Genomic DNA, 20,681 nt, shown 5'->3' with positions numbered 1-20,681 from the left:
AGGTGCATATTGTTAGGAACCTTTAGTAAAAGTGAACATTAAACTCTAATGGCACGTTGCTGCTTCTTGGACTGAGTCCTGTGGACTTAAAGCCTTAGAGTGTGTAGTTGTTTAATTAGTAAATGAGTAATAAAATGCGAACCATTTTTATTTGAATGGTGAGTGGTAATGTCACGAGTTTTGATAGTCGATGATGACGTTCCTTTGTGTGAGCTGTTAGAAGCGGTTTTGCAAGAGGAGGGCTACATCGTCTCTTCTGTGCATTGCGGTGAAAGTGCGCTGCAATATATGGAAAAAACGCCTGTAGATCTTGTATTGCTTGATGTCATGTTACCAAACCTTAACGGCATGCAAGTTGCTCGTAGGATCTGTCAGCGCTTCGCGACACCTATTCTAATGCTTACCGCTCTCAACGATGAAAACTCGATGCTTGATGGTTACCAAGCGGGGGCCGATCAGTATATCGGAAAGCCCTTTAATGTCGCTGAGCTTCTAATGCGCATCAAAGCGATTCTTCGTCGTGTTGGCTTGGAACGTCAACGTCAGACGATGTGTAGTACCGTTCAAACGATCAGCGACCAGCTTAATAGCTTACCCCTCACAAGTACGGAAGCTGAACTATTGAGCTACTTGGTAAAAAACCAAGGAGTCGTGATTTCAAAAGCAGAGCTTCAAACCGAAGTGTTAAAGAAAGAGCTGAGTCCTTTTGATCGCAACCTTGATATGCACATCAGTAACATACGTCGCAAGTTAGTTGAGGCGGGGCTTTCCAAGCAACATATCAAAACCTTCCGTGGCAAAGGTTACAGTTATTTAGAGGCTGTAAACCGTTAATGAAGCTCCGGAGTCCACCTTTTATTGCAAAACGTAAAGATAGCTTAGCGTTCAAGTTATTTAGTTGCATGACCGCAATTGTCATTAGTATTTTGGTCGTGCAATCCTTAGCGGAACAAGCTCTGGTGAAAGCCATGTTGAAAGTGCCCGATAGTGTGCGAGAAGAAATGCTAGACCTTGCACATCAAGCCAATGTATTGATTGAGCACGGAGACATGGACGAACTTGCTGACTGGGCAAATGCGCAAAACTTTTATTTATTTGTGTTGAATGAACATCAGCAACCAGTTACGCACCGTCTGATGCATCCGCACTTCGAGTTCAAACTTCAATTTAAGAGAAGCATTGATGATCAACTTGAGGGGAAAGTGAATCGCCCCATCATCAATATTCCTTTAGTTCATGGCAATACTTTAGTGATTCAATTGCCACATCGACTGCACCCTGCAAATGACTTCATTCTGTATTTCTCTATTCTCAAAGTCGTGATTGCAGTGGTTATTTTGGCGCTCTTTTCGCTGCTAATGGCACGTAACTTACAGCAACCATTGGATCGATTGAGAGAAGCAAGCAAAAAGCTATCTAATGGCGATTTTAATGTCAGTGTCGTGAAAGAGCTGAAGTCGAGCACGCGTGAGTTTAACGAGTTAGCGCAAGACTTCGATCACATGACGCAACAGATTCATTCTCTCGCTGAAAAGCAGCGACTGCTTATAAGAGATGTCTCTCACGAATTGAGAACGCCGTTAGCGAGGCAGAACTTGGTTCTGCATCTTTTGCGAAAGCGTGTTGGAGAAAGTGAGCAAAGCCTAGTGACAAGGCTAGAAGATGAAGCAAAAGAGCTAAACCATTTGATCAGCGATATATTGGAGTTCAGTCGCTTGGAAAATGCGCGCTTCGACAAAGCCACGAAACGCTGTGATTTAGAAGTTTTGCTCTCCCCGCAAGTAGAACGTTGCAAAATAGATTTGAAGTCAGAACAGACGTTGTCTTTCCGCTCAGAAGCTGTATGTGCTAAAGCCATTTGTGAAGAAACGCTGGTCATTCGTTGTTTGAACAATCTTATTGGTAATGCCATTAAATATTCAGGACCAGCATCTCAGATAGAAGTTTCTCTGGAAAATTATGTCAAAGAAGGGCAGCAGTTCACCATCATGTCAGTATCTGATGATGGGCCTGGTATTCCAGATAACAAGCTGGTCGATATTTTTGATCCGTTTACACGCTTAGATGCTTCTAGAGATAAAAAGCTTGGTGGCTACGGTTTAGGTCTTGCGATTGTCAAAGAATCCATGCGTATTATGGGTGGAGCAGTTACGGCGAAAAACCGTGAGCAAGGTGGTCTGAGGGTTACTTTAGTGTTCAAGCAATAAGTATGATTAAGTCGTAATTTTTGTGATTAACGTCACATTATCATGGCGCATCATCAGAGAGTACTTTACAAAAGTTTGCAAATGCAAAGAATGTAAATTTAATGCAAATGGTAATACTTATCACTTATATTCACCCGCGAAATAATTAAGAGGGAATCGCATTCAACAAGTATGTGACCCGAAAAATAATAATCGGAGTGAAAGGATATGTTTACTAAGAGCCATTTGGCGTTAGTGATCGGTGCAGTGTTAGCAACACCTGCAGTGGCGGAAGTTCAAACAGACGAACATGTAATTGTAGAAGGTCGAGAGTTCGGCTACAAGGCGGATACAAACAGTACAGCAATGCGCATGGAAATGACGCAGCTGGAAACGCCGGGACAAGTAGCGGTTATCGATGAAACGGTAATTGATGAGCAGCGTGCAAGTACACTTGGTGAAGTGCTACGTAACGATGCAAGTGTTAGCGCGGGTGGTACAAGCCGTAACCGCGAACGTTTCTCTCTACGTGGTTTTGAACTTAGCAGTTCAGACGGTTTTCTTCGTGATGGCCGTCAACACTGGTCACACTACCGTCAGCCAATTGAGCTTTTAGAGCGTGTTGAAGTGCTTAAAGGTCCATCAGGTCTGCTATACGGTAAATCTGAGCCGGGTGGCTTGGTAAACATGGTTTCGAAAAAACCAACAACTCAAACACAAGCAAGTTTGAGCCAAGATCTAGGTTCGAATGATCACTCACGCACTGTGCTTGATGTGAGCGGCGCGCTAAATGATGCAGAGACACTGCGAGCGCGCGCAATTTTTGCCAAAGAAAGCTACGGCTCTTGGCGCAGGTACGGTGATGGCACTGAGCCTAAAACAGATCGTACGGTAGCTGGCCTAGTGGTTGAGTACGATATCACAGACAACTTTATGGTATCGGCTCATTACGATCGCACGAAAGACGATGGTAGCGTGGACTCTGGCGCATACATTGTTGATGGCAAAGCGGTTCGCGGTGATAAGTACATTTGGGATGCGCAGTGGTCTGAAATTGATAACGAAGTAGAAAACTACGGTGTCGATATTAATGCGCAAGTCACGGATAACGTGAACGTAAAAGCAGGTTACAACCGCCAAGACTTTAAGCGTTTTGATGTAGAGTCTTACCCTAAGTTTGATCAGTATGAAGAGTTAAATACGATTAAGCATCGAGGCAACGATCGCTCCGATAATTGGGTATTTGATACTGCATATATAGATGTGACGACGGACTTTACTTTGTTCGGTACGGAAAATACGTTGTTAGTGGGCGCTAACTACTTAGATTACAGTTATGATCGCTTTATGGCATTTCATAATGAGGCGAGTATTGCGCCAGGAGAAACGGTGCCTAAGCCTAGCTATCGTAGTTCGAAGAAATCACCAACTGCTGAGTACGATACTTGGGGTATCTACGCGCAAAATATGATGACGATTAATGATTACTGGCAAGTGCTTGCAGGTGTTCGTTATGACGAAAAGCGTGATGATGAACTGACCGAAAACCAGGTTTCTCCAAAATTTGGTGTCATTTTCCACCCATCGACGAATGGCTCGGTTTACGTTCAGTATTCTGAAAGCTTCATGCCTCAAGGTGAAGTCAGCAACGGTAGTCGTACCTACATCAATGAAGGTGAGAAACTCGACGCTGAGCGTGGTATCTCTTATGAAATCGGTACGAAGTGGGAACTGTTTGATCAGCGTTTATTTGTATCTGGTGCTGTGTTTGATATCACGTTAGAGAACATCTCGCTGGATGTTGAAAGCGGCAAAGACGCGGGCGGCAATCTCCTACACAAGAAAACGCAAGGTGGTGAGCAAGTTCACAAAGGCGCTGAGTTAATGGCTCAAGGTTTTGTGACCCCAGAGTTGTCGCTAACCGCTTCTGCAATGTATTTGGATGCAGAGCTTAAGAAGGCAGAAAGATATGAAGGTAACCGCCCTGTAGACGTGCCAGAGTTCTCGGCAAGTCTATGGTCTAGCTACAAGGTTCAAGACAACACTAACTTAAACCTTGGTTTGATTTATGAAGGTGATCGCTACGGTGATGCAAAGAACACCTTCAAGAAAGATGGCTACGTTCGCGTTGATATGGGCGTGTCATACAAACATAAGTACGATGAAAACTTGGATATCATTGCTCGATTCAATGTCGAGAATTTATTCGATACCGACTACTTCGCAGGTGGTGGTAGCACGAATGGCGAGCAAAAAGGTGCGAGTGGGGTTGTGGTTGGAGAAAGCCGCAACTACATGGCAACAATCCAGTTCAAGTACTGATAACAATTTGATTATTAAAGGGGAAGGGTAGTCTTCCCCTTTGGTCGTTTTTGGAACACAGAAATATAACTCGTATGAATCTAATGAAATCAAGTATCGCTCTGTTGATATCATCGGTTTTGATTCCCGCTCACGCGGCGAACTTAAACGATGCACAAGCTGTGCAGAGTAAAACAAACCAGTCGTCGGCGGTAAGCCAAAAACGTATTGATGCAAGCGCAGAAAAATCACTTACTCTAGAAGCTGAAATTGAGCAGCTGCAAGAAGAAGTCGGTAACTTGAAGATTTATCGCGATCATCTTGCAAGCCTTGTTGAGAGCCAAAATCAAGAAGTTGATAGCTTGAACGAGCAAATTGAACAGATTGCTCAAACTCGTCAAGGTGTCGTGCCTTTAATGTATCACATGCTTGAGGGCTTAAAAGTGCTCGTCGCTAACGACAAGCCTATACGCAAAGCGCAACGTGAGGAGCGAATTGCAAAGCTGGATTCCATGATGACGCGTGCAGACGTTGCGGATGCAGAGAAGTTTCGTCGTATTTTAGAAGCGTACCAAATTGAAATGGATTACGGCACCAAGCTTGGCGTTTACCAAGGCAAGATTAACCTGGGTGACAATGAAGCTGTGGAGGCGGACATTCTCTATTTAGGCCGTTTGTCTTTGGTAGCGCGTAGCTTATCTGGTGACACATTTTGGAGCTGGTCACAGCAACAACAAGCATGGCAACAAGTGGGTTCTGAGCAAAAATCAGAGCTAGACAAAGCGTTCGCTATGGCGAATAAACAGATCGCGCCGAGTATGTTAACTCTGCCAGTGTCGTTAACCGCTGCGGAGGGCAAATAAATGATGAAAAAATGGTTATCGGTTGCATTAATCTCGACAGCCGCATTAATGCCTTATACAACTTTTGCTAGTGATGCGTTGTTACAAAAGGCGCAGCAAGAAAATCGTCAACAGCAATCGCACAATGTCGCGCGTGAATCAGGTTTTAAGCAAACAGAGCAAGACCTACAGGCTATAAAGAATAAATTGGTGGCAGAGCGTGCTGCTCTTCAAGCAGAGGCGGACTCATTAAGTGTTACCTTCGGTGAAAATGAAGCAGAACTGGCACAGCTAGAAGAAAAGTTGCGTCTAGAAACCGGGAGCCTAGGTGAGTTATTTGGCGTCGTTCGCCAGAACGCAAAAGAGCTAGAGTCTGAGCTAAAAAGCTCAGTAACCGGTGTAGATGCAAACTCATATCAGAAAGATATCGATGCTATTGTTGCGGCTAAATCACTGCCAACGTTGACCCAACTTCAGGCGATGTGGCGCAGCATGGAAGAACAAATCAAAGCAAGCGGTGAAATGGCAAACGTCTCTTTCACACTGCTAAATGGCGAGGGTCGTGAACAAACGGTTAGTGGTGTTCGTCTTGGTTCTATGGCGCTGCTGGATGACACTGGCTACGTTAAGTGGAATGGTCAACGCGGAGATGCGGTAAACTATCTTCGTCAGCCTGAAAGCGGTCCAACAGCGAATACTATTTCCTCTGGTGACATTGATGCGCTTGTCATAGATCCGTCACGTGGCATTCTTCTTGAGCAGCTCGCAAACTCACCGACTTTGGCTGATCGCCTAAATGCGGGTGGCGTTGTCGGCAAAATCATCCTTGGTTTATTGGCTATCGGCCTATTGATTGCGCTCGTACGTGGTGCATCTCTGATGATTTCGCGCCAGAAAATCATGAAGCAACTGAAAACCCCAGCGCAGCCAGGAAACAACCCTTTGGGTCGCGTGCTTGCGGTATACCAGAAAGACAAGCATCGCAGCGTAGAAGCGTTAGAACTACGTCTTTTGGAAGCTGTTGTTGATGAGCAAACCCACCTAGAAAAAGGGTTGTCGATGCTTAAGCTTCTTGCTGCTCTAGCTCCTATGCTTGGCCTACTAGGCACGGTAACGGGTATGATCGAAACCTTCCAAGTCATCACTCAATTTGGTAATGGTGATCCGAAAGTAATGGCGGGTGGTATTTCAATGGCACTTGTGACTACCGTACTTGGCCTTGTTTCAGCCATGCCTTTGCTATTAGCGCACAACGTATTGAGCTCTCAAGCAGAAAATATTCGCAGTATCTTAGAAAAACAAGGCATCGGTTTAGTTGCAGAACAAGCTGAGCGTGATATGCCGAGTAACAAAAGTCACTCTAACACCTTAGCGGAGAACGCAGCGTAATGGAGCAGATCCTACTCAGCACATTGGGTTTGATCAGTGAGGATTGGGCCACAACCTTGATGAGCTTTATGCAGCAAGGTGGTCAAATCCTATGGTGGCTGGCCGCCGTCGTGGCGGTGTGCTGGCTGTTGGTTATGGAGCGAGTTATTTATCTCACAACGGTTTTCCCTGGGGTAAAAAAACAGCTTTGTGAGCAGTGGCAAGCAAGATCAGAGCACCACTCTTGGTACGCGCATCAAATCCGTGAAGGATGGATTGCAAAAGCGCAAATCGAACTGCGCCAAAACCTATCGACTATTAAGCTACTTGTGGCGGTTTGCCCAATGCTAGGGTTGTTAGGGACGGTGACAGGCATGATTACGGTGTTTGACGTAATGGCATCGCAAGGCAGCAGCAATCCGAAATTGATGGCTTCTGGTATCTCACTTGCTACGCTGCCAACCATGGCAGGTATGGTAGCAGCGCTTGCGGGCATGTTTATTCATGCTCGCCTTAGCAAAGTGTGTGAACGAAAAGCTATCCAGTTAGAACAATCTTTAAGGAGTCAAAAGTGAGACTCGGACGCAGACCTAACCAACAAGATGAAGCTCAAGTCGATTTAACCTCGATGCTTGATATCGTCTTCATCATGTTGATCTTCTTCATTGTGACCAGTTCGTTTGTACGTGAATCCGGTGTAGAAGTGAATCGCCCTCAGGCTTCTAATGTAGTAAGCCAAAAAGATGCGGGCATTTTTATCGCAGTAACGGCAGCGAATGATGTGTACATCGACAAACGAGTGGTTGATATTGAGCGTGTTGAGGCCTCTATTGAGCACTTGTTACTTGATCAGCCTGATGCCTCGTTAGTTATCCAAGCTGACGAGCATGCTTACAATGGCACTGTCGTGAAAGTGATGGACGCTGCAAAGGCGGCGGGTGTGAAGAACATTGCATTGGCGGCGGAGAAACCTTAATGGGCAGGCTGTTACTTGCACTACCAGCATCACTGTTAATTTCTGTGAGCTTGTTTAGCTTTATGGCGTGGATGGTTGATAAAGGCAACCAGCGTGCACCAGAAGCTTCAGAAGCCGTTCGTTTTGATATGGTGATGGTAGAGAATGAAGCAGACGTGCAGCGTCGTCAACGTTCAGTGCCGGAGCAACCAGAACCACCTCAAGCGCCGGAGCCAATGGATCTGTCTCAAGCTGACACTCAAATGGAACCAATGAGTCAGATGACGCCAGTCAGTGCTTTAGGTTTAAACACTGCCCTTGAAGGTATCGCGATCAGTGCCCCAAACTTGAAGGGAACAATGGGCAACCAGCAAGCACTGCCGTTGTATCGTGTTGATCCTCGCTATCCAAGTAAGGCGCTGAAACGTAGAGTGGAAGGTTATGTCATTATGCGTTTCACGATCGATGCAACTGGACGACCAAAAGATATTGAAGTGATCGAGGCTGAGCCCGAGCGCATGTTTGAAAGGGAAGCAATCCGTGCGCTTAAAAAATGGAAGTATCAGCCAAAAGTTGAGGATGGTGTGTCAATTGAGCAGTTCGGACAAACCGCTAAAGTGGAGTTCAAGTTAGCCAAATGATGAAAAAATTCTTAATCGGTACGGTATTAAGCCTGAGTGCACTCTCAACCATTGCCAGTGAGTTAAGCCAATACACCGCAGCGAGAGTTCAACGAGCACACAACTTGGCTCAAGAGGAGAAACTAAAAGAAGCGATTTCATCTCTTGAAGCTATGGAGCTTTCTCGTGGATATGACCAAGCTTATGTCGCTCGAATGTTGGGTATTTTTTACTGGCAGAACGAGCAAACTCAAGCGGCGATTAAGCAACTTGAGTTGGCAGTCAATAGTGGTTTGCTACAAGATGAGCAAGCATGGCAAACCCGAAAAATGTTGGCTGATATACTGCTGAACGAGCAACGTTTTTCTAAGGCGTTACCTCATTACTATGCCTTGAGCCAAAACATTCCTAAAGGTCAACAAGCGCATGAGCTATGGCTACGTATTTCCCAATCTCATTATCAACTGAGTCAGTGGCAAAAAGTGCTTTCAGCAATGGCTCGTTATGAGAAGTTTGGTCAGCCAGACAAGCTTGGCGCATTGTCGATAAAGCTTTCTGCTGAGCTAGAACTGAAAAAGTGGAAGCCGGCAATCTCGACCATCAAACGCTTAATAGTGATTGAACCTGAGCGAATTGAATGGTGGCGTCAGCTTGTTGCTCTATACCTACGGGTTGATGACAACAAACGTGCCCTAGACTCTTTGGCGTTGGCAAAACTGAAAGGGTTACAACTTAGCCAAGATGACTTAAAGCTGCTGGCACAATTGTACGCGAAACGAGGTATTCCTGAGAGAGCTGCGTTGGTGATGAACGAGCTAGAGGATGTAAACTCGAATAGTAAGCTAAAAGCTCAGCAAGCAACGTATTGGCAAATGGCAAAAGAGTGGGAAGAGTCTATTGATAGCTGGCGTATTGCAGCTCAGCTAGATAGGCAGTATTACTGGAACTATTCTCAACTGTTGGTGCAAGAAGGCCATTATAAAGATGCCATTGCCGCGCTCGATAAGGTCAGAGGTCGTAAAGCGGATGTTGCACTTATCAAAACTCGCGCTTACTACAAACTTAAGCGGTTTGACGATGCGCTCGCTAATGCCAAAAGAGCGAATGAGATTAAGCCATCGAATCAGGCAAAGAGTTGGGTTAAGTATCTATCACAGCTACGCAAAGTAGAATCGACGCAGAACTCATAGCGAACATTTTTATTAAATACCCGAGCTCAGTCTCGGGTATTTTTTGTCTAAAGTCATAAAGGCTATTTATTGTATGAGCTTTTCATAAAAAGCTAATGCATCAAATGGTCGGGAGAAAAAAGGGCTTTTCTCTATATATTCTTGATGTACCTTGCTCAGTGTTTCAAACTTTTCTCTCGATGTAGGTTCGATATGAAAAGTTAGGCTTTCAGTCGATTCTACAAGCTTTAATGTTGAGGTTCTTGAAGCGTTATTTTTTGCTATTAATAGATAATATGCTAGCTCTTGCTTCTCTTTTAATACACAAGCCTCAAAAGCTTTCTCGCTTAAAAACGGCAGAACAGGAGTTAATGCTTCTATATGCTTCTTTGAATACTCTAGGGTTTGTTTGTCAGGTGTATTCTGGTCTGCCATAGATTCGCACAGCTTTATCTTAGCACCATAATTATCGATAGATTGGCTTACGTTGTTAAACAAACTGGCTTCAAACTTTTCACTTGCGAAAGTGACACTTGAGAAAAGTGATAAGAGAATTATTCCAACATTCTTGTTCATATTTTTCCTTCTGAACTACACCATAACGTTTGGCTAGCATCAGAAAATCTTCTCTATCTAACCCTACACTAACTTCTTAGCTTACCTTTTTTATCTAGTTTATGGATAGCTTTTAAGCTTTTCATTAAATATACATAAAGGCGCATTTTGGTGGAGTCTATCCCACTTTTTAGTATTGGAAATATCATTAAATTTTAAGTCATTAAAATTGATAGGGTTATTATCTAGAGGGTAGGCAATCGGTAACTCGCATTGGGCCAAATAGCTAAAACATGTGCAAGCCAAGCTGAATTGAAAAAGTAAACAATGTAAATTAAATGCCAATACGAATGATTATCACCTAAATTATGCCCCACATTTATTGGTGATGATTGTTTCTATGTTGCTTAAAAGCAAAGGTGTTCAAACTTGGGCTCGCCGCCTACATATCTATATTTCGATGGCTCTTCTCTTAGTTACGCTGTTTTTTGCAGTAACTGGTATTACCCTCAATCGCCCCGAATTGTTTGAACGCAGTGAACCTATCATTCAACAACATACTCTGACGGTTCCGCACTCAGTTCTATTCTCACATTCAGATACCTTTCAACCTAATCGTGAAGAACTGGTAGCTTTCTTGACTAAAGAAACCGAGCTTCGCGGCACTCCCTCCGCACTAGATGTGTATACCGAAGTTGAGCAAGGTGAGTTGTTACTCGGAGAGCTTTCTATGGATTTTAAAGGCCCGGGTTATAACGCTACGGTCTTTATTGATATGACTACTGGTGCAGCAGACGTCGAAACGACGCACTACGGTATTGTTGCGCTGCTGAACGATCTACATAAAGGACGCAACAGTGGTGGGATTTGGAAGTGGTTTATCGACGTCACTGCGCTTTTGATGGTGTTTTTTGTTCTTACAGGCGTGTGCTTGTTACTGCCTAAGAAGAAGACGCTCAGAACGTCAATGCAATGGATGAGCTTTGGTACGTTACTGTCGCTCGTAATTTATTTTGTTGCTGTTCCATAACAGCTTTTTAGAGAACACTTATGTTGAACACAGGAAGATTTTTCCGCCGTAATCACTTTTGTAAAGCCGCTTTGATCGCGGCTTTTACTCCTTTCTCTCTTTCCGCGGCGCCTCTACCAGATAACGCGAAGGTCGACTTCGAACTCGAACTTCCAAAGATAGATACCTCAATGTATGCACGCCCTTATGTGGCGGTTTGGGTTGAAAACGATCAGCGTAAACCGGTTAAAACCATTCAGTTATGGGTAGGGAAAGACGAATGGTTAAAAGATCTACGCAGCTGGTGGAGAAAAACGGGTCGTTATGATCGTGAACTTGTTGATGCGGTGACTTCTGCAACACGTCCTGCTGGTCAATACCGCTTTGTCTGGGATGGAACCAATGACTCAGGGGAGCGTTTGGAACAAGGAAATTACACGTTGTACGTCGAAGTCGTTCGTGAACACGGTGGGCGAAACTACTTACGTCAAAAAATAACGCTAGCGGACAGTGACGTGCGCTATGAGCTTAAACCAACACAAGAGACGGGTGTCATCACCGTCAATTATCAAGTTAAGTGATTAAAGGACACAACAATGAAAACCAAAATGAAAGCAGTGGCATTGGCGAGTGTAATGGCAATGGGATTGGCTGTAACCACCACCGCGCAAGCACATCCACGTTGGGTTCTGCCCTCTCACTTTACGGTTTCTAAAGAAGGCGGTGACTGGCTGACATTTGATGTTACTGCCTCTCACGGAACGTTTGTTTTTGATAAGCCTGCGGGTAGTGATCAGGCATTTGTGGTGATGCCGGATGGCCGCTCTGAGCGTCCTAACTTTGTTGTTCGTGGCAAGCGTCGCTCTATGTTTGATTTCTTTTTTACAGAAGAAGGCACGCACAAAGTTGCGATTAATAATCAGCCGAGCTACTACACACAATACAAAGCGGGCCGTCGTGATACGGTGAAATGGGCGCGAGCAAGCAAAGCTGAGCGTGGTGATGTGCTTCCCGAGCAAGCGCGTGATGTGGTTACTCAACTAAGTTACACCCGAGCAGAAAGCTACATTACGGTTGGTATGCCAACGGACAAAGCGTTGGAGATTGAAGGCAAAATGCTGGAGATGAAACCGATCACGCATCCATCGGACATCATTGAAGGTGAGCCTGTGACTTTCCAGTTTTTCTTTAACGGAGAGCCACAAGAGGGCGTTACTGCTGAGATTACACGTGAAGGTACTATGTACCGAAACCATCAAGAACAAATCGATGTGGTGAGCGATAAAGATGGCAAAGTGATCTTCACGCCAGAAGTCGCCGGGCGCTACTTAATGAAAGCGAACTACAAAGGTGAATTGAAAGATAATCCATTGGCGGATAAAGCGAGTGCCAATGTTCACCTTACGTTTGAAACTCAACTTAACTAATCGAATTAGGCTCAGCAATTGCTGGGCCATTTTGGAATTATCATGAATAACACTTCTCTTCTAAAAGCGGTTTTGCTTTTTTCTGGATTTGCGTCCTTTCACGCTGCTGCACATTTTCCTCTGATGAGCTGTCACTTGGCGCAAGATAAAGTGATTTGTGAAGCGGGCTACTCGGATGGATCGACAGCGGTCGACTACGATGTCGAAATGTACGATTACGACGACAATCTGATCGCCAAAGAAAAAACAGATAAGCGTTCCATCGCAGAATTTACTCACCCTGAAACAGATTTCTATTTGGTATTTGATGCCGGACATGAAAGCCCGGTGGAAGTGGATATCGTTGAGCTGAAAGAGAAATGAGCGTTCAGAAAGTTCGCCCTGATGATGGTAACCGAGAAGGAAAGTGGGTCGCACTGACAATCGCAGCGATTCTCAGTTCAGCAGCCATACTTATGCCCTACCATCAGGTCGCGACTGAAAAGCCAGACATGCAGTCTCATCAAGTGTTAATCACGGATTTACATCAAAATGAGTTGGGGTTGATCGCTGAACTTAAGCTCGCTCATGAAGAGATTCGTGATTTGCAGTTAGATACCGGAACTTGGCCTGAGATCTCTGATATGGAGGCGCTTTGGATTGCTCCATTCGTGAAAGACCAAAACTGGAAGCGTAAAGGTTCTCATCAGTGGCAACGAATTGATGACGGTGTCTACATTGGCGTGAAGACCAGTGCCCAAGGCTCTGCTTCCATGCTGTTGGATAGCCGCAGTTCTCAAGCTGATATTTGGTTTAATGATTCTAGCCGTTCGTTAAATGTGGAGGGACTAAGCGATCTAGCAAAACGCCACGATTTCGGGTGGAAACAAATCGTTCTGTCAGACTCTTCCTCTCACTCTCACGCCCATTAAGACAACATAATTGATAAGTACTATGATCAAACGCTCTCTTTTACGTCGTATTCTTACAGCCACCGCGTTATTGACGGTGTCTTCTACTGGCTTTGCTGCCGAAAAACTCAGTATTGGTATTACGCTACAACCTTATTACAGCTATGTTAAAGCCGTTGTTGGTGAGAAGGCGGACATCATTCCTTTGGTTGATGCTGGTTTTAATCCTCACAACTATTTGCCACAACCTAATGATCTTAAGCGCTTAAATGAAATGGACGTAATAGTGATCAATGGTATTGGTCATGACGATTTTGCACTGAAAGTGATCAAGGCTTCTCAGCGTGATGATCTCGTGGTTATCGAAGCGAACAAAGAAGTGCCTTTATTGCCCGCTATGGGGCAGTCTGTTGGTCAAGGAGCAGTGAACCCTCACACCTTTGTCGGTCTATCAACAACCATTCAAAAGGTTTACACCATCGCGAGTGAGCTAAGCCAATTGGACCCAGACAATGCTACGTTCTATCGCCAAAATGCTCGTAAATACGCGAAAACATTTCGCCTGATGAAGCGTGATGCAATGTTGTCTCTTGGTGAGCTGGACACGGCTGGTATGAAGGTGGCGACAACCCACAATGCTTACGGATATATCCTTCAGGAGTTTGGTGTTGACGTTGCCGCTGTCATTGAGCCTGCTCATGGCGTTGAACCAAGTGCAAGTCAGCTACAGGAAACGATAGAGAAAATTCGTGAATCGGGCATTGATGTGCTGTTTTATGAGCTCAATATGCCGAATCGCTTTGTTGATACCATCGAAGAGGCGACTGGGGTGCAGCTTTATCGCTTTTCTCACATGACTCACGGTGAGTATGAGGCTGATAAAGTCGAGGTTGAGATGCGAGATAATGTGGAAACACTAATCGAAGCCATGAAATTTGTGGCGAGTAAGCGAGCAGGGGAAAAGGCGTAATGACCGGACCTTCCGTTTCCTTAAGTAACGTGGGCCTAAAATACGCCGACAATATCATTTTGCAGAACATCAGCGCCGAATTCGAGAACGCGAAATGTCACGTGATTATGGGACCGAACGGCGGTGGTAAAACCTCTTTGCTTCGTTCGGTACTTGGACTTACGCCATTTTCGGGAAACATTGCACTCAATTGGCCAGAGCCATCAGCTGCCTCGGGGAAGATAGGGTATGTGCCACAAAAAGCGATGTTTGAAGCAAGCCTCCCGTTAACCGTGATGGATTTTGTACTGCTTAACCAAACCCGTATCCCTCTATTTTGGCGACGTAAAACGAAACAAACTCAACATGCCCTGGCCCAGCTGGATCGCGTGGGTATGGCAACGCGTAGCGACCGTCGTATGGGGCAACTCTCTGGCGGTGAGCAACAGCGTGTTTTGTTTGCGCAAGCTTTACTGGATGAGCCCAATTTATTGGTTTTAGACGAACCTACAACTGGCATGGATGAGCAAGGTGTTCGATATCTTGAAGGCTTGATTCATGAAGTCGTTGGAGAAGGCAAAACGGTACTGGCAGTACACCATGACGTGACCGCAGTGCGCCGTTTAGATGCGCAGGTCCATGTTGTAAATCGTCAAATTGTGGCGTCAGGGCACCATTCAGATGTACTAAGTCCTGATCGTATAGAAACATTATTCAAGCACTACACAGCAAAAGTGGAGGCTGCATAATGGATTGGTTGCGAGAGTTAGCGGTTAGCGGCGTTGAAGCTGGATGGTTAAGCGATAGCTTTTCTTATGCTTTCATGGTGAACGCAATTGTTGCAGCGCTGATATTAGGACCATTACTTGGTGGTCTTGGTACATTAGTCATCGCCAAGCGACTGGCTTTTTTCTCTGAAGCGGTTGGGCATGCTGCGCTTACCGGAATCGCGATTGGTGTGTTGCTCGGTGAGCCGCCAGAGAATCCGATCATCGGATTGTTTAGCTTTTGTATGATTTTTGCGCTGTTGCTTCACTTTGTTCGTAATCGTACGAATGTACCTTACGACACACTGGTTGGGGTTTTTCTTGCACTAGCGTTAGCGGTTGGTGCTGCGCTGTTAATGTACGTTGCTCGCAAGATCAACATTCACATGTTGGAGAACGTGTTGTTTGGCTCGATCTTGACTGTGACGGACAACGATATCCTTATTTTAGCGATCAGTTGTTTGATCATATTACTGCTTCTTATTCCAACGTTTAACCGCATTTTGCTGACTTGTATTAGCCCGGATATTGCACGTGTACGCGGCTTTAATACCAGCTTTTATGATTACTTATTTGTCATGATGATCACCTTGGTCACCATCGCCGCGGTAAAGATTATTGGCGCTGTATTGGTTGGTGCATTGCTACTGATTCCTGGTGCAACGGCTCGGTTATTGACTAAACGCATGGGCAGTTTTGTTCTCCTTTCTTCTTTATTGGCAACCATTGCGTGTTTAGTAGGAGCCATACTGCCGATGGAGCTTGAGCTACCAGTGCCATCAGGCGCATCCATCATCATTGTTTCTGCGGCATTTTTCCTAACAGCAACGGTTTACCGAATTATCCAAAAAGCGTAACCCTTTTTATAAAGTAATGAACATGAAGATAAAAAAATTAGCGATAACTTTTGGTTTGGTTATAGCGACGACACTTCCATCGTTGGCAAGCGCCAAAGACATTTTAACCAGCACTCCCGTCACGTACATGTTGTCTGAGCAACTCATGAAAGGTACAGGGATAGAGACTCAGTATCTGCCTCCAAAGCGTTACGGCGTTGAGCGTCTTGAGAACTGGTTCGCAAATAAAGGTACAGAGCAAGTTAAGCAAGCGGGTCAAGCCGCGACGGTTGCTGTTACTCTTGGTGCGATTTGGAAACAAGACCCGACTTATGTTTACGCTCGACAGGGCAACATTCACTTGATTGAAATCGATGCATCGCAGGCTATTTCTCCTAGAGCTCAAGGAGTTGCAGTACTGACATTGGAAAACGGGTCAACATCGAAGTACGCATGGCTGAACCCTACAAACTTAATCCGAATGGCGGGTATTGTTGGAGAGGATCTACAACGTGTATATCCTGAACACCAAAAGGCGATTCAAACGAATCAACAGGCTCTTATGCTCAATGTGCGTGAACTGATCAACCAACAACAGGCAGAGATCTTCGATAAAGGCATCGATTCAGTGGTACTGATGAGTGAGTCATTAGAGGACTTTGCCTCTGGCAACCAATTGTTTGTGGTTGGGCGCGAATTTAAGCCGGAATTTGAGTGGACAGAAGAAGACAAATTATCTTTAAAAGCTCAGTTTGAACAAGATAAAACGCTATGGTTAGTGACGGATAAACGACCGTCGAAAACCTTGACATCGCTTATTAAACCGAGCCGCATACTGCAAATTGATGTTATTGACCGCTGGGGCAGTAAGGGTATCAAAACTGAGAAGCCACTCGCACGTTGGGAGATGTGACACGTAAAAAGCCACAGATTTTATGATGGGGAATGAAAAGTTCCCTATTTTTTTGTGACTCAGCTCAAAATGTGAGCATTAATACCACTGGTTGCATAAGAAAGTGTTTGTTTCATTTCTATTTCATTACTACTTTGTTATGTGTTCGTTGCGATTGATTCGGATTTAATCTGTTTCTAAGCGAACCGGTACAAACAACTATACGGATGTTAACAATGAAAATGAAAACTCTAGCCGTTGCAGTGGCGGCACTAGCATGTGGTTCACAGGCCTTCGCAGCAGAAGTTTACAACAGCGATGGTACATCTTTATCGATCGGCGGTCACGTTTCAGTTGGCGTGGGTGAGTATTTCGAAGAAGATGTAAAAGTTCACCAAGTGTCTCCACGTATTAACGTTGCGGGTAAGAAAGACATTGGCAACGGTATTACTATCGACGCTAAAGGTGAATGGGCGCTTAACTACCTAAACGGTGGCGAGCAATCGTTCAAAACTCGTCTAGGTTACATCGGTGCTACTCATGAGCAGTTTGGCCGTTTAGTAGCAGGTACTCAATGGTCACCTTACTACGATGTCGCTGGCGTTGCGGATCTACCAATCGCGTTTGCGAACGACTTTTTGTACGACAACCACGGCAACCTAGGCTCAGCTCGTGCTGATAAAATGCTTAGCTACCGTAAAGGTTTTGAATTTGGTGAAGGTTTTGCTTTCAACCTAGGTCTAGGTTGGCAAGGTGAGCAAACTTCAGATGCAACAACATACGAGCAACGTGGTCAAGTTGCATTGAGCGGTTCTGTAGCTGGCTTTGGTCTAGGCTACGTATACAGCGGCGGTGATGTTAAAAACGCGACTCTAGGTACTAAGAACGCTGAATCACACCTATTCTCTGTAAACTACGGTCAATACGGTTCAGGCCTTTACGCAGCGGTAGTATACGGTATGAACGAGTACTTCTACCAAATGCGTAAAGACACTTCTCAACTTGAAGCTCTTTTGGCATACGGCGTAAACGATTGGACATTCAGCGTTAACTACGAAGGCGTAGAAGACGAAGAAGACAATAAGACAGTTTCAAGCGAAACTGCGCTACAAGCAGAGTACGCTGTAACTCCTGCTTTCGTAACGTTTGCAGCTTACCAGTTTGATCTAGGTAACGACTACAACAATGAAGAGAACGACTACTGGACTCTAGGTGCTCGTTACTACTTCTAATAAATAGGCCAGTTTCTACTGCCTAAACACATTTATTGTGTTAACGCCTACTCGTTGTGAGTAGGCGTTTTTCTTTCTGCTATCCTTTGGCTATAAGAGACGCTAGTCATTCTGTGCTTAGGTAACTCAACTCTTTGTTTAGAGAGTGCGTCTATAAAAATGCCCGCAACTTGCGGGCATTTTTTGTTGTTAGAGATACAGTTCTATTAATACGCTTATTTTTTATCGAGTAAATCGAGGAAGAAGGCATACTCTAGCGCATCTTCTTTTAAGCGCTTAAATCGACCAGATGCGCCGCCGTGTCCGGCTTCCATATCGGTTTTGAACAACAAGACGTTATCGTCTGTCTTCATTTCACGAAGTTTGGCGACCCACTTCATTGGTTCAAAGTACTGTACTTGAGAGTCGTGCAAGCCAGTCGTTACCAACATGTTCGGGTAGTTTTGCGCCTTGATGTTGTCGTAAGGCGAGTAACTCAACATATAGTCATAGTATGTTTTGTTATTTGGGTTACCCCATTCATCATACTCATTGGTGGTCAATGGAATTGATTCATCGAGCATAGTGGTTACCACGTCCACAAACGGAACATGTGCACCGATACCGCGGTACAGTTCTGGTGCTTGGTTGATGATAGCCCCCATTAAGAGACCTCCTGCAGAGCCACCAACAGCGAAGACTTTATCTTTAGCGCCATAGCCTTGTTCAACCAAACCTTTAGTGACATCAATAAAGTCGTTGAATGTGTTTTGCTTGGTTAGTTTTTTACCGTCTTCATACCAAGGGCGGCCAAGCATTTCAGATCCACGAATATGAGCAATGGCGTAAACAAAGCCGCGATCCAATAGACTCAAACGTGTCGAGCGGAAAGTTGGCTCAATGGTTGCGCCATAAGATCCATAACCATATTGGTAGAGTGGATTCGTACCATCTTTCTTAAATAAGTCTTTACGATACACCAAAGAAACGGGTACTTCTTTACCGTCACGGGCTGTGACCATGATGCGTTCTGATTGGTAATTGTCAGGATTAAAATCACCAAGTACAGGTGTTTGCTTCATGATTTCTGACCCGCCCGTTTTTAGATCGAAATCGTAGTAGGTTCCTGGAGTGGTTAAACTGCTGTAATAAATACGAACTTTCTCGTTATCCAGCTCTAGGTTACCTGTCAAATAGGCAGCAAACGCATCGTCATTAAATGTGAGGGGGAGTTCTTTTCCTGTTGAAAGCTGACGTACAGTGACGCTTGCTAGGCCGTTAGAGCGCTGCTCATAGACGATGTGATCATCGAATAACTCGAAGTCGACAAGTTGAGTGTTGTCGTCTGCGGCAATCACATCTTGCCATTTAGAGCGGTCATGCATGTCATTTTGATGAACTTTCATCAAACGGAAGTTGACGGCTTGATAGTTAGTATAAATGTAGTACCAATCGCCTAGCTTAGAAATACTGTATTCAATGCCATCTTCACGAGGATAGAACGGTTTCGCCTTTGCTTTAGGGTTGTTCGCATCGATGATGGAGACGCCGCTGGTTTCTGTACTGGAATGCCAGATATAAATATCTTCGCCATCTTTGCTTTTGCTTAGTGAGGTGTAATAGGCGCTGTCGGTTTCTTCAAAAATCAACTCATCACTGCTTTGTGGCGTGCTTAAAACATGACGATACACTTGGTAGCCCAGCAAGGTCTGTGGATCTTTTTTGATGTAGTAAAAGGCGTTGTTATCGTTCTGCCATGCAATCGCGCTTGAGGCCCCTTCGATTTCATCTTGTAGGTAATTGCCTGTTGTCAGGTCTTTGATCTTAAGGGTGTACACGCGGCGGCTTAATGTATCTTCGCCATACGCCAATAAGTTTTCATTCGGACTAACGTATAGGCCGCCGATACTGAAAAATTCATGTTCTTTTGCTAGTTCATTGACATCTAAAATGATTTGTTTGTCTTTGCCTGCAAAGTCTTTAGCTCGCAAATGGACTTCGTACTCGTTATCTCCGGTCACTTCACTGGAGTAGAAGTAGTTGCCTTTACGAACCGGTACTGAGTTGTCGTCTTTTGCGATGCGCCCTTTAATTTCTTCAAATAGCGTATCTTGAAGTGTTTCAGTGTGCTTTAGAACGGTTTCTGCGTACTGATTTTCTGTCTCTAGGTGCTGTAAAATTTCAGGGTCTTTACGTTCGTCGTCACGCATCCAGTAGTAGTTATCAACGCGGGTATCGCCATGAATAGTCATCGCGTGAGGGACTTTTTTCGCAACCGGAGCTTGAGTTTGTTGAGCAACGATCTGTGTTTGGGAGTATTGAGTCATGCTGGGGATTCCTTGATTGCTGCATCCGGCGACAAGCGCGACCGAGACGGCCAACGTAGTTAAAGTGAAACGCATCTGATTTTATCCTTATTGTACACCCAAGTGGCCTCATCCTGAGGGCTGGGCTTTCATTTTGTTAGTGGTTTTCAGTTGTCCATTCTTTGTTATGGGGTATGCCGAAAAAGTGAGAATCCTCAATATTTTCGAGTTGGCTACTCAATTTGAAGGAAGCTGAAAACACATTGTGTAAGCAGCTGTTATTTTTAACAAATATCAATTCGAAAGTTAAATCATTCTCATCGGGAAATCGATATAGTGTGATATGAAAAAAGGGACACACTTGTTGAGTGTGTCCCTTTTGGATTTTGAAAGTAAGC

The 20,681-nt window shown here is 44.7% G+C and carries 21 protein-coding genes; 19 read left to right on the top strand and 2 right to left on the bottom strand.

Annotation, left to right across the window (positions count from 1 at the left end; genetic code table 11):
- Positions 1 to 168: 168 nt before the first annotated feature.
- The 9 genes from J4N43_RS23220 (at position 169) to J4N43_RS23180 (ending at position 9,462) form a co-directional block, all read left to right on the top strand.
- The gene (locus tag J4N43_RS23220; protein ID WP_005386018.1) at positions 169 to 834 is read left to right on the top strand and encodes a response regulator transcription factor; all 666 of its coding nucleotides are present in this window, start codon (positions 169 to 171) and stop codon (positions 832 to 834) included.
- Positions 834 to 2,207 (top strand): sensor histidine kinase, encoded by a 1,374-nt coding sequence (locus J4N43_RS23215; RefSeq protein ID WP_158159448.1) that lies wholly within the window; start codon positions 834 to 836, stop codon positions 2,205 to 2,207. Before J4N43_RS23220 ends, J4N43_RS23215 begins: the two co-directional genes overlap by 1 nt.
- A 207-nt stretch (positions 2,208 to 2,414) precedes the next feature.
- Positions 2,415 to 4,508: a TonB-dependent siderophore receptor gene (locus tag J4N43_RS23210; protein ID WP_158159449.1), complete on the top strand. Its 2,094-nt coding sequence runs from the start codon at positions 2,415 to 2,417 to the stop codon at positions 4,506 to 4,508.
- 74 nt (positions 4,509 to 4,582) lie between these two features.
- Complete coding sequence (locus J4N43_RS23205; RefSeq protein ID WP_005374260.1) at positions 4,583 to 5,350, top strand: DUF3450 domain-containing protein; 768 nt, start codon at positions 4,583 to 4,585, stop codon at positions 5,348 to 5,350.
- Positions 5,351 to 6,718: a MotA/TolQ/ExbB proton channel family protein gene (locus J4N43_RS23200; RefSeq protein ID WP_053350833.1), complete on the top strand. Its 1,368-nt coding sequence runs from the start codon at positions 5,351 to 5,353 to the stop codon at positions 6,716 to 6,718. It begins immediately after the preceding gene.
- Positions 6,718 to 7,272 (top strand): MotA/TolQ/ExbB proton channel family protein, encoded by a 555-nt coding sequence (locus J4N43_RS23195; protein WP_017635540.1) that lies wholly within the window; start codon positions 6,718 to 6,720, stop codon positions 7,270 to 7,272. Before J4N43_RS23200 ends, J4N43_RS23195 begins: the two co-directional genes overlap by 1 nt.
- Positions 7,269 to 7,673, top strand: a complete 405-nt coding sequence (locus J4N43_RS23190) for an ExbD/TolR family protein (RefSeq protein WP_005374257.1) — start codon at positions 7,269 to 7,271, stop codon at positions 7,671 to 7,673. Before J4N43_RS23195 ends, J4N43_RS23190 begins: the two co-directional genes overlap by 4 nt.
- A complete protein-coding gene (locus tag J4N43_RS23185) occupies positions 7,673 to 8,293 on the top strand; it encodes an energy transducer TonB (RefSeq protein ID WP_005374256.1) in 621 nt (206 codons plus the stop codon). The genes J4N43_RS23190 and J4N43_RS23185 overlap by 1 nt, the downstream gene beginning before the upstream one ends.
- Complete coding sequence (locus tag J4N43_RS23180; protein WP_053304673.1) at positions 8,290 to 9,462, top strand: tetratricopeptide repeat protein; 1,173 nt, start codon at positions 8,290 to 8,292, stop codon at positions 9,460 to 9,462. Before J4N43_RS23185 ends, J4N43_RS23180 begins: the two co-directional genes overlap by 4 nt.
- Before the next feature lie 66 nt (positions 9,463 to 9,528).
- Here J4N43_RS23180 and J4N43_RS23175 read toward each other — a convergent pair whose 3' ends face one another.
- The gene (locus J4N43_RS23175; RefSeq protein ID WP_042523421.1) at positions 9,529 to 10,017 is read right to left on the bottom strand and encodes a hypothetical protein; all 489 of its coding nucleotides are present in this window, start codon (positions 10,015 to 10,017) and stop codon (positions 9,529 to 9,531) included.
- A 379-nt stretch (positions 10,018 to 10,396) separates the two neighbouring features.
- On the opposite strand from J4N43_RS23175, the gene J4N43_RS23170 reads away from it, so the two are divergent.
- The 10 genes from J4N43_RS23170 (at position 10,397) to J4N43_RS23125 (ending at position 17,998) form a co-directional block, all read left to right on the top strand.
- The gene (locus J4N43_RS23170; protein WP_021035904.1) at positions 10,397 to 11,026 is read left to right on the top strand and encodes a PepSY-associated TM helix domain-containing protein; all 630 of its coding nucleotides are present in this window, start codon (positions 10,397 to 10,399) and stop codon (positions 11,024 to 11,026) included.
- 20 nt (positions 11,027 to 11,046) lie between these two features.
- Positions 11,047 to 11,586 carry a DUF2271 domain-containing protein gene (locus tag J4N43_RS23165; RefSeq protein ID WP_025768071.1) on the top strand — a complete coding sequence of 180 codons (540 nt, stop codon included), beginning with the start codon at positions 11,047 to 11,049 and terminating at the stop codon, positions 11,584 to 11,586.
- Between the two features lie 15 nt (positions 11,587 to 11,601).
- Positions 11,602 to 12,432 (top strand): DUF4198 domain-containing protein, encoded by an 831-nt coding sequence (locus J4N43_RS23160; RefSeq protein ID WP_025768070.1) that lies wholly within the window; start codon positions 11,602 to 11,604, stop codon positions 12,430 to 12,432.
- Between the two features lie 42 nt (positions 12,433 to 12,474).
- Entirely contained in the window at positions 12,475 to 12,795 is a 321-nt protein-coding gene (locus J4N43_RS23155) for a hypothetical protein (RefSeq protein ID WP_005374251.1), read from the top strand.
- Complete coding sequence (locus J4N43_RS23150; protein WP_042523417.1) at positions 12,792 to 13,343, top strand: DUF6162 family protein; 552 nt, start codon at positions 12,792 to 12,794, stop codon at positions 13,341 to 13,343. Before J4N43_RS23155 ends, J4N43_RS23150 begins: the two co-directional genes overlap by 4 nt.
- Positions 13,344 to 13,365: 22 nt before the next feature.
- Positions 13,366 to 14,292 carry a metal ABC transporter solute-binding protein, Zn/Mn family gene (locus J4N43_RS23145; RefSeq protein WP_130546497.1) on the top strand — a complete coding sequence of 309 codons (927 nt, stop codon included), beginning with the start codon at positions 13,366 to 13,368 and terminating at the stop codon, positions 14,290 to 14,292.
- Positions 14,292 to 15,020, top strand: coding sequence for a metal ABC transporter ATP-binding protein (locus tag J4N43_RS23140; RefSeq protein WP_017635536.1), 729 nt, complete (start codon positions 14,292 to 14,294; stop codon positions 15,018 to 15,020). Before J4N43_RS23145 ends, J4N43_RS23140 begins: the two co-directional genes overlap by 1 nt.
- Entirely contained in the window at positions 15,020 to 15,895 is an 876-nt protein-coding gene (locus tag J4N43_RS23135) for a metal ABC transporter permease (protein WP_109168823.1), read from the top strand. The genes J4N43_RS23140 and J4N43_RS23135 overlap by 1 nt, the downstream gene beginning before the upstream one ends.
- A 22-nt stretch (positions 15,896 to 15,917) precedes the next feature.
- Positions 15,918 to 16,787: a metal ABC transporter solute-binding protein, Zn/Mn family gene (locus tag J4N43_RS23130; protein ID WP_053349397.1), complete on the top strand. Its 870-nt coding sequence runs from the start codon at positions 15,918 to 15,920 to the stop codon at positions 16,785 to 16,787.
- Positions 16,788 to 17,002: 215 nt separating this feature from the next.
- Positions 17,003 to 17,998 carry a porin gene (locus J4N43_RS23125; protein ID WP_017635534.1) on the top strand — a complete coding sequence of 332 codons (996 nt, stop codon included), beginning with the start codon at positions 17,003 to 17,005 and terminating at the stop codon, positions 17,996 to 17,998.
- A 215-nt stretch (positions 17,999 to 18,213) separates the two neighbouring features.
- Here the strand turns inward: J4N43_RS23125 and J4N43_RS23120 are convergent, their stop codons facing one another.
- Positions 18,214 to 20,379, bottom strand: a complete 2,166-nt coding sequence (locus J4N43_RS23120) for a S9 family peptidase (protein WP_053349396.1) — start codon at positions 20,377 to 20,379, stop codon at positions 18,214 to 18,216.
- Between the last annotated feature and the right edge of the window lie 302 nt (positions 20,380 to 20,681).

This window comes from Vibrio sp. SCSIO 43009 (assembly GCF_023716525.1).
GTDB classification, from domain to species: Bacteria; Pseudomonadota; Gammaproteobacteria; order Enterobacterales; family Vibrionaceae; genus Vibrio; species Vibrio alginolyticus.
The sequence above is the reverse complement of the archived record's forward strand: the minus strand, read 5'-3'. Positions and strand labels throughout refer to the sequence as shown.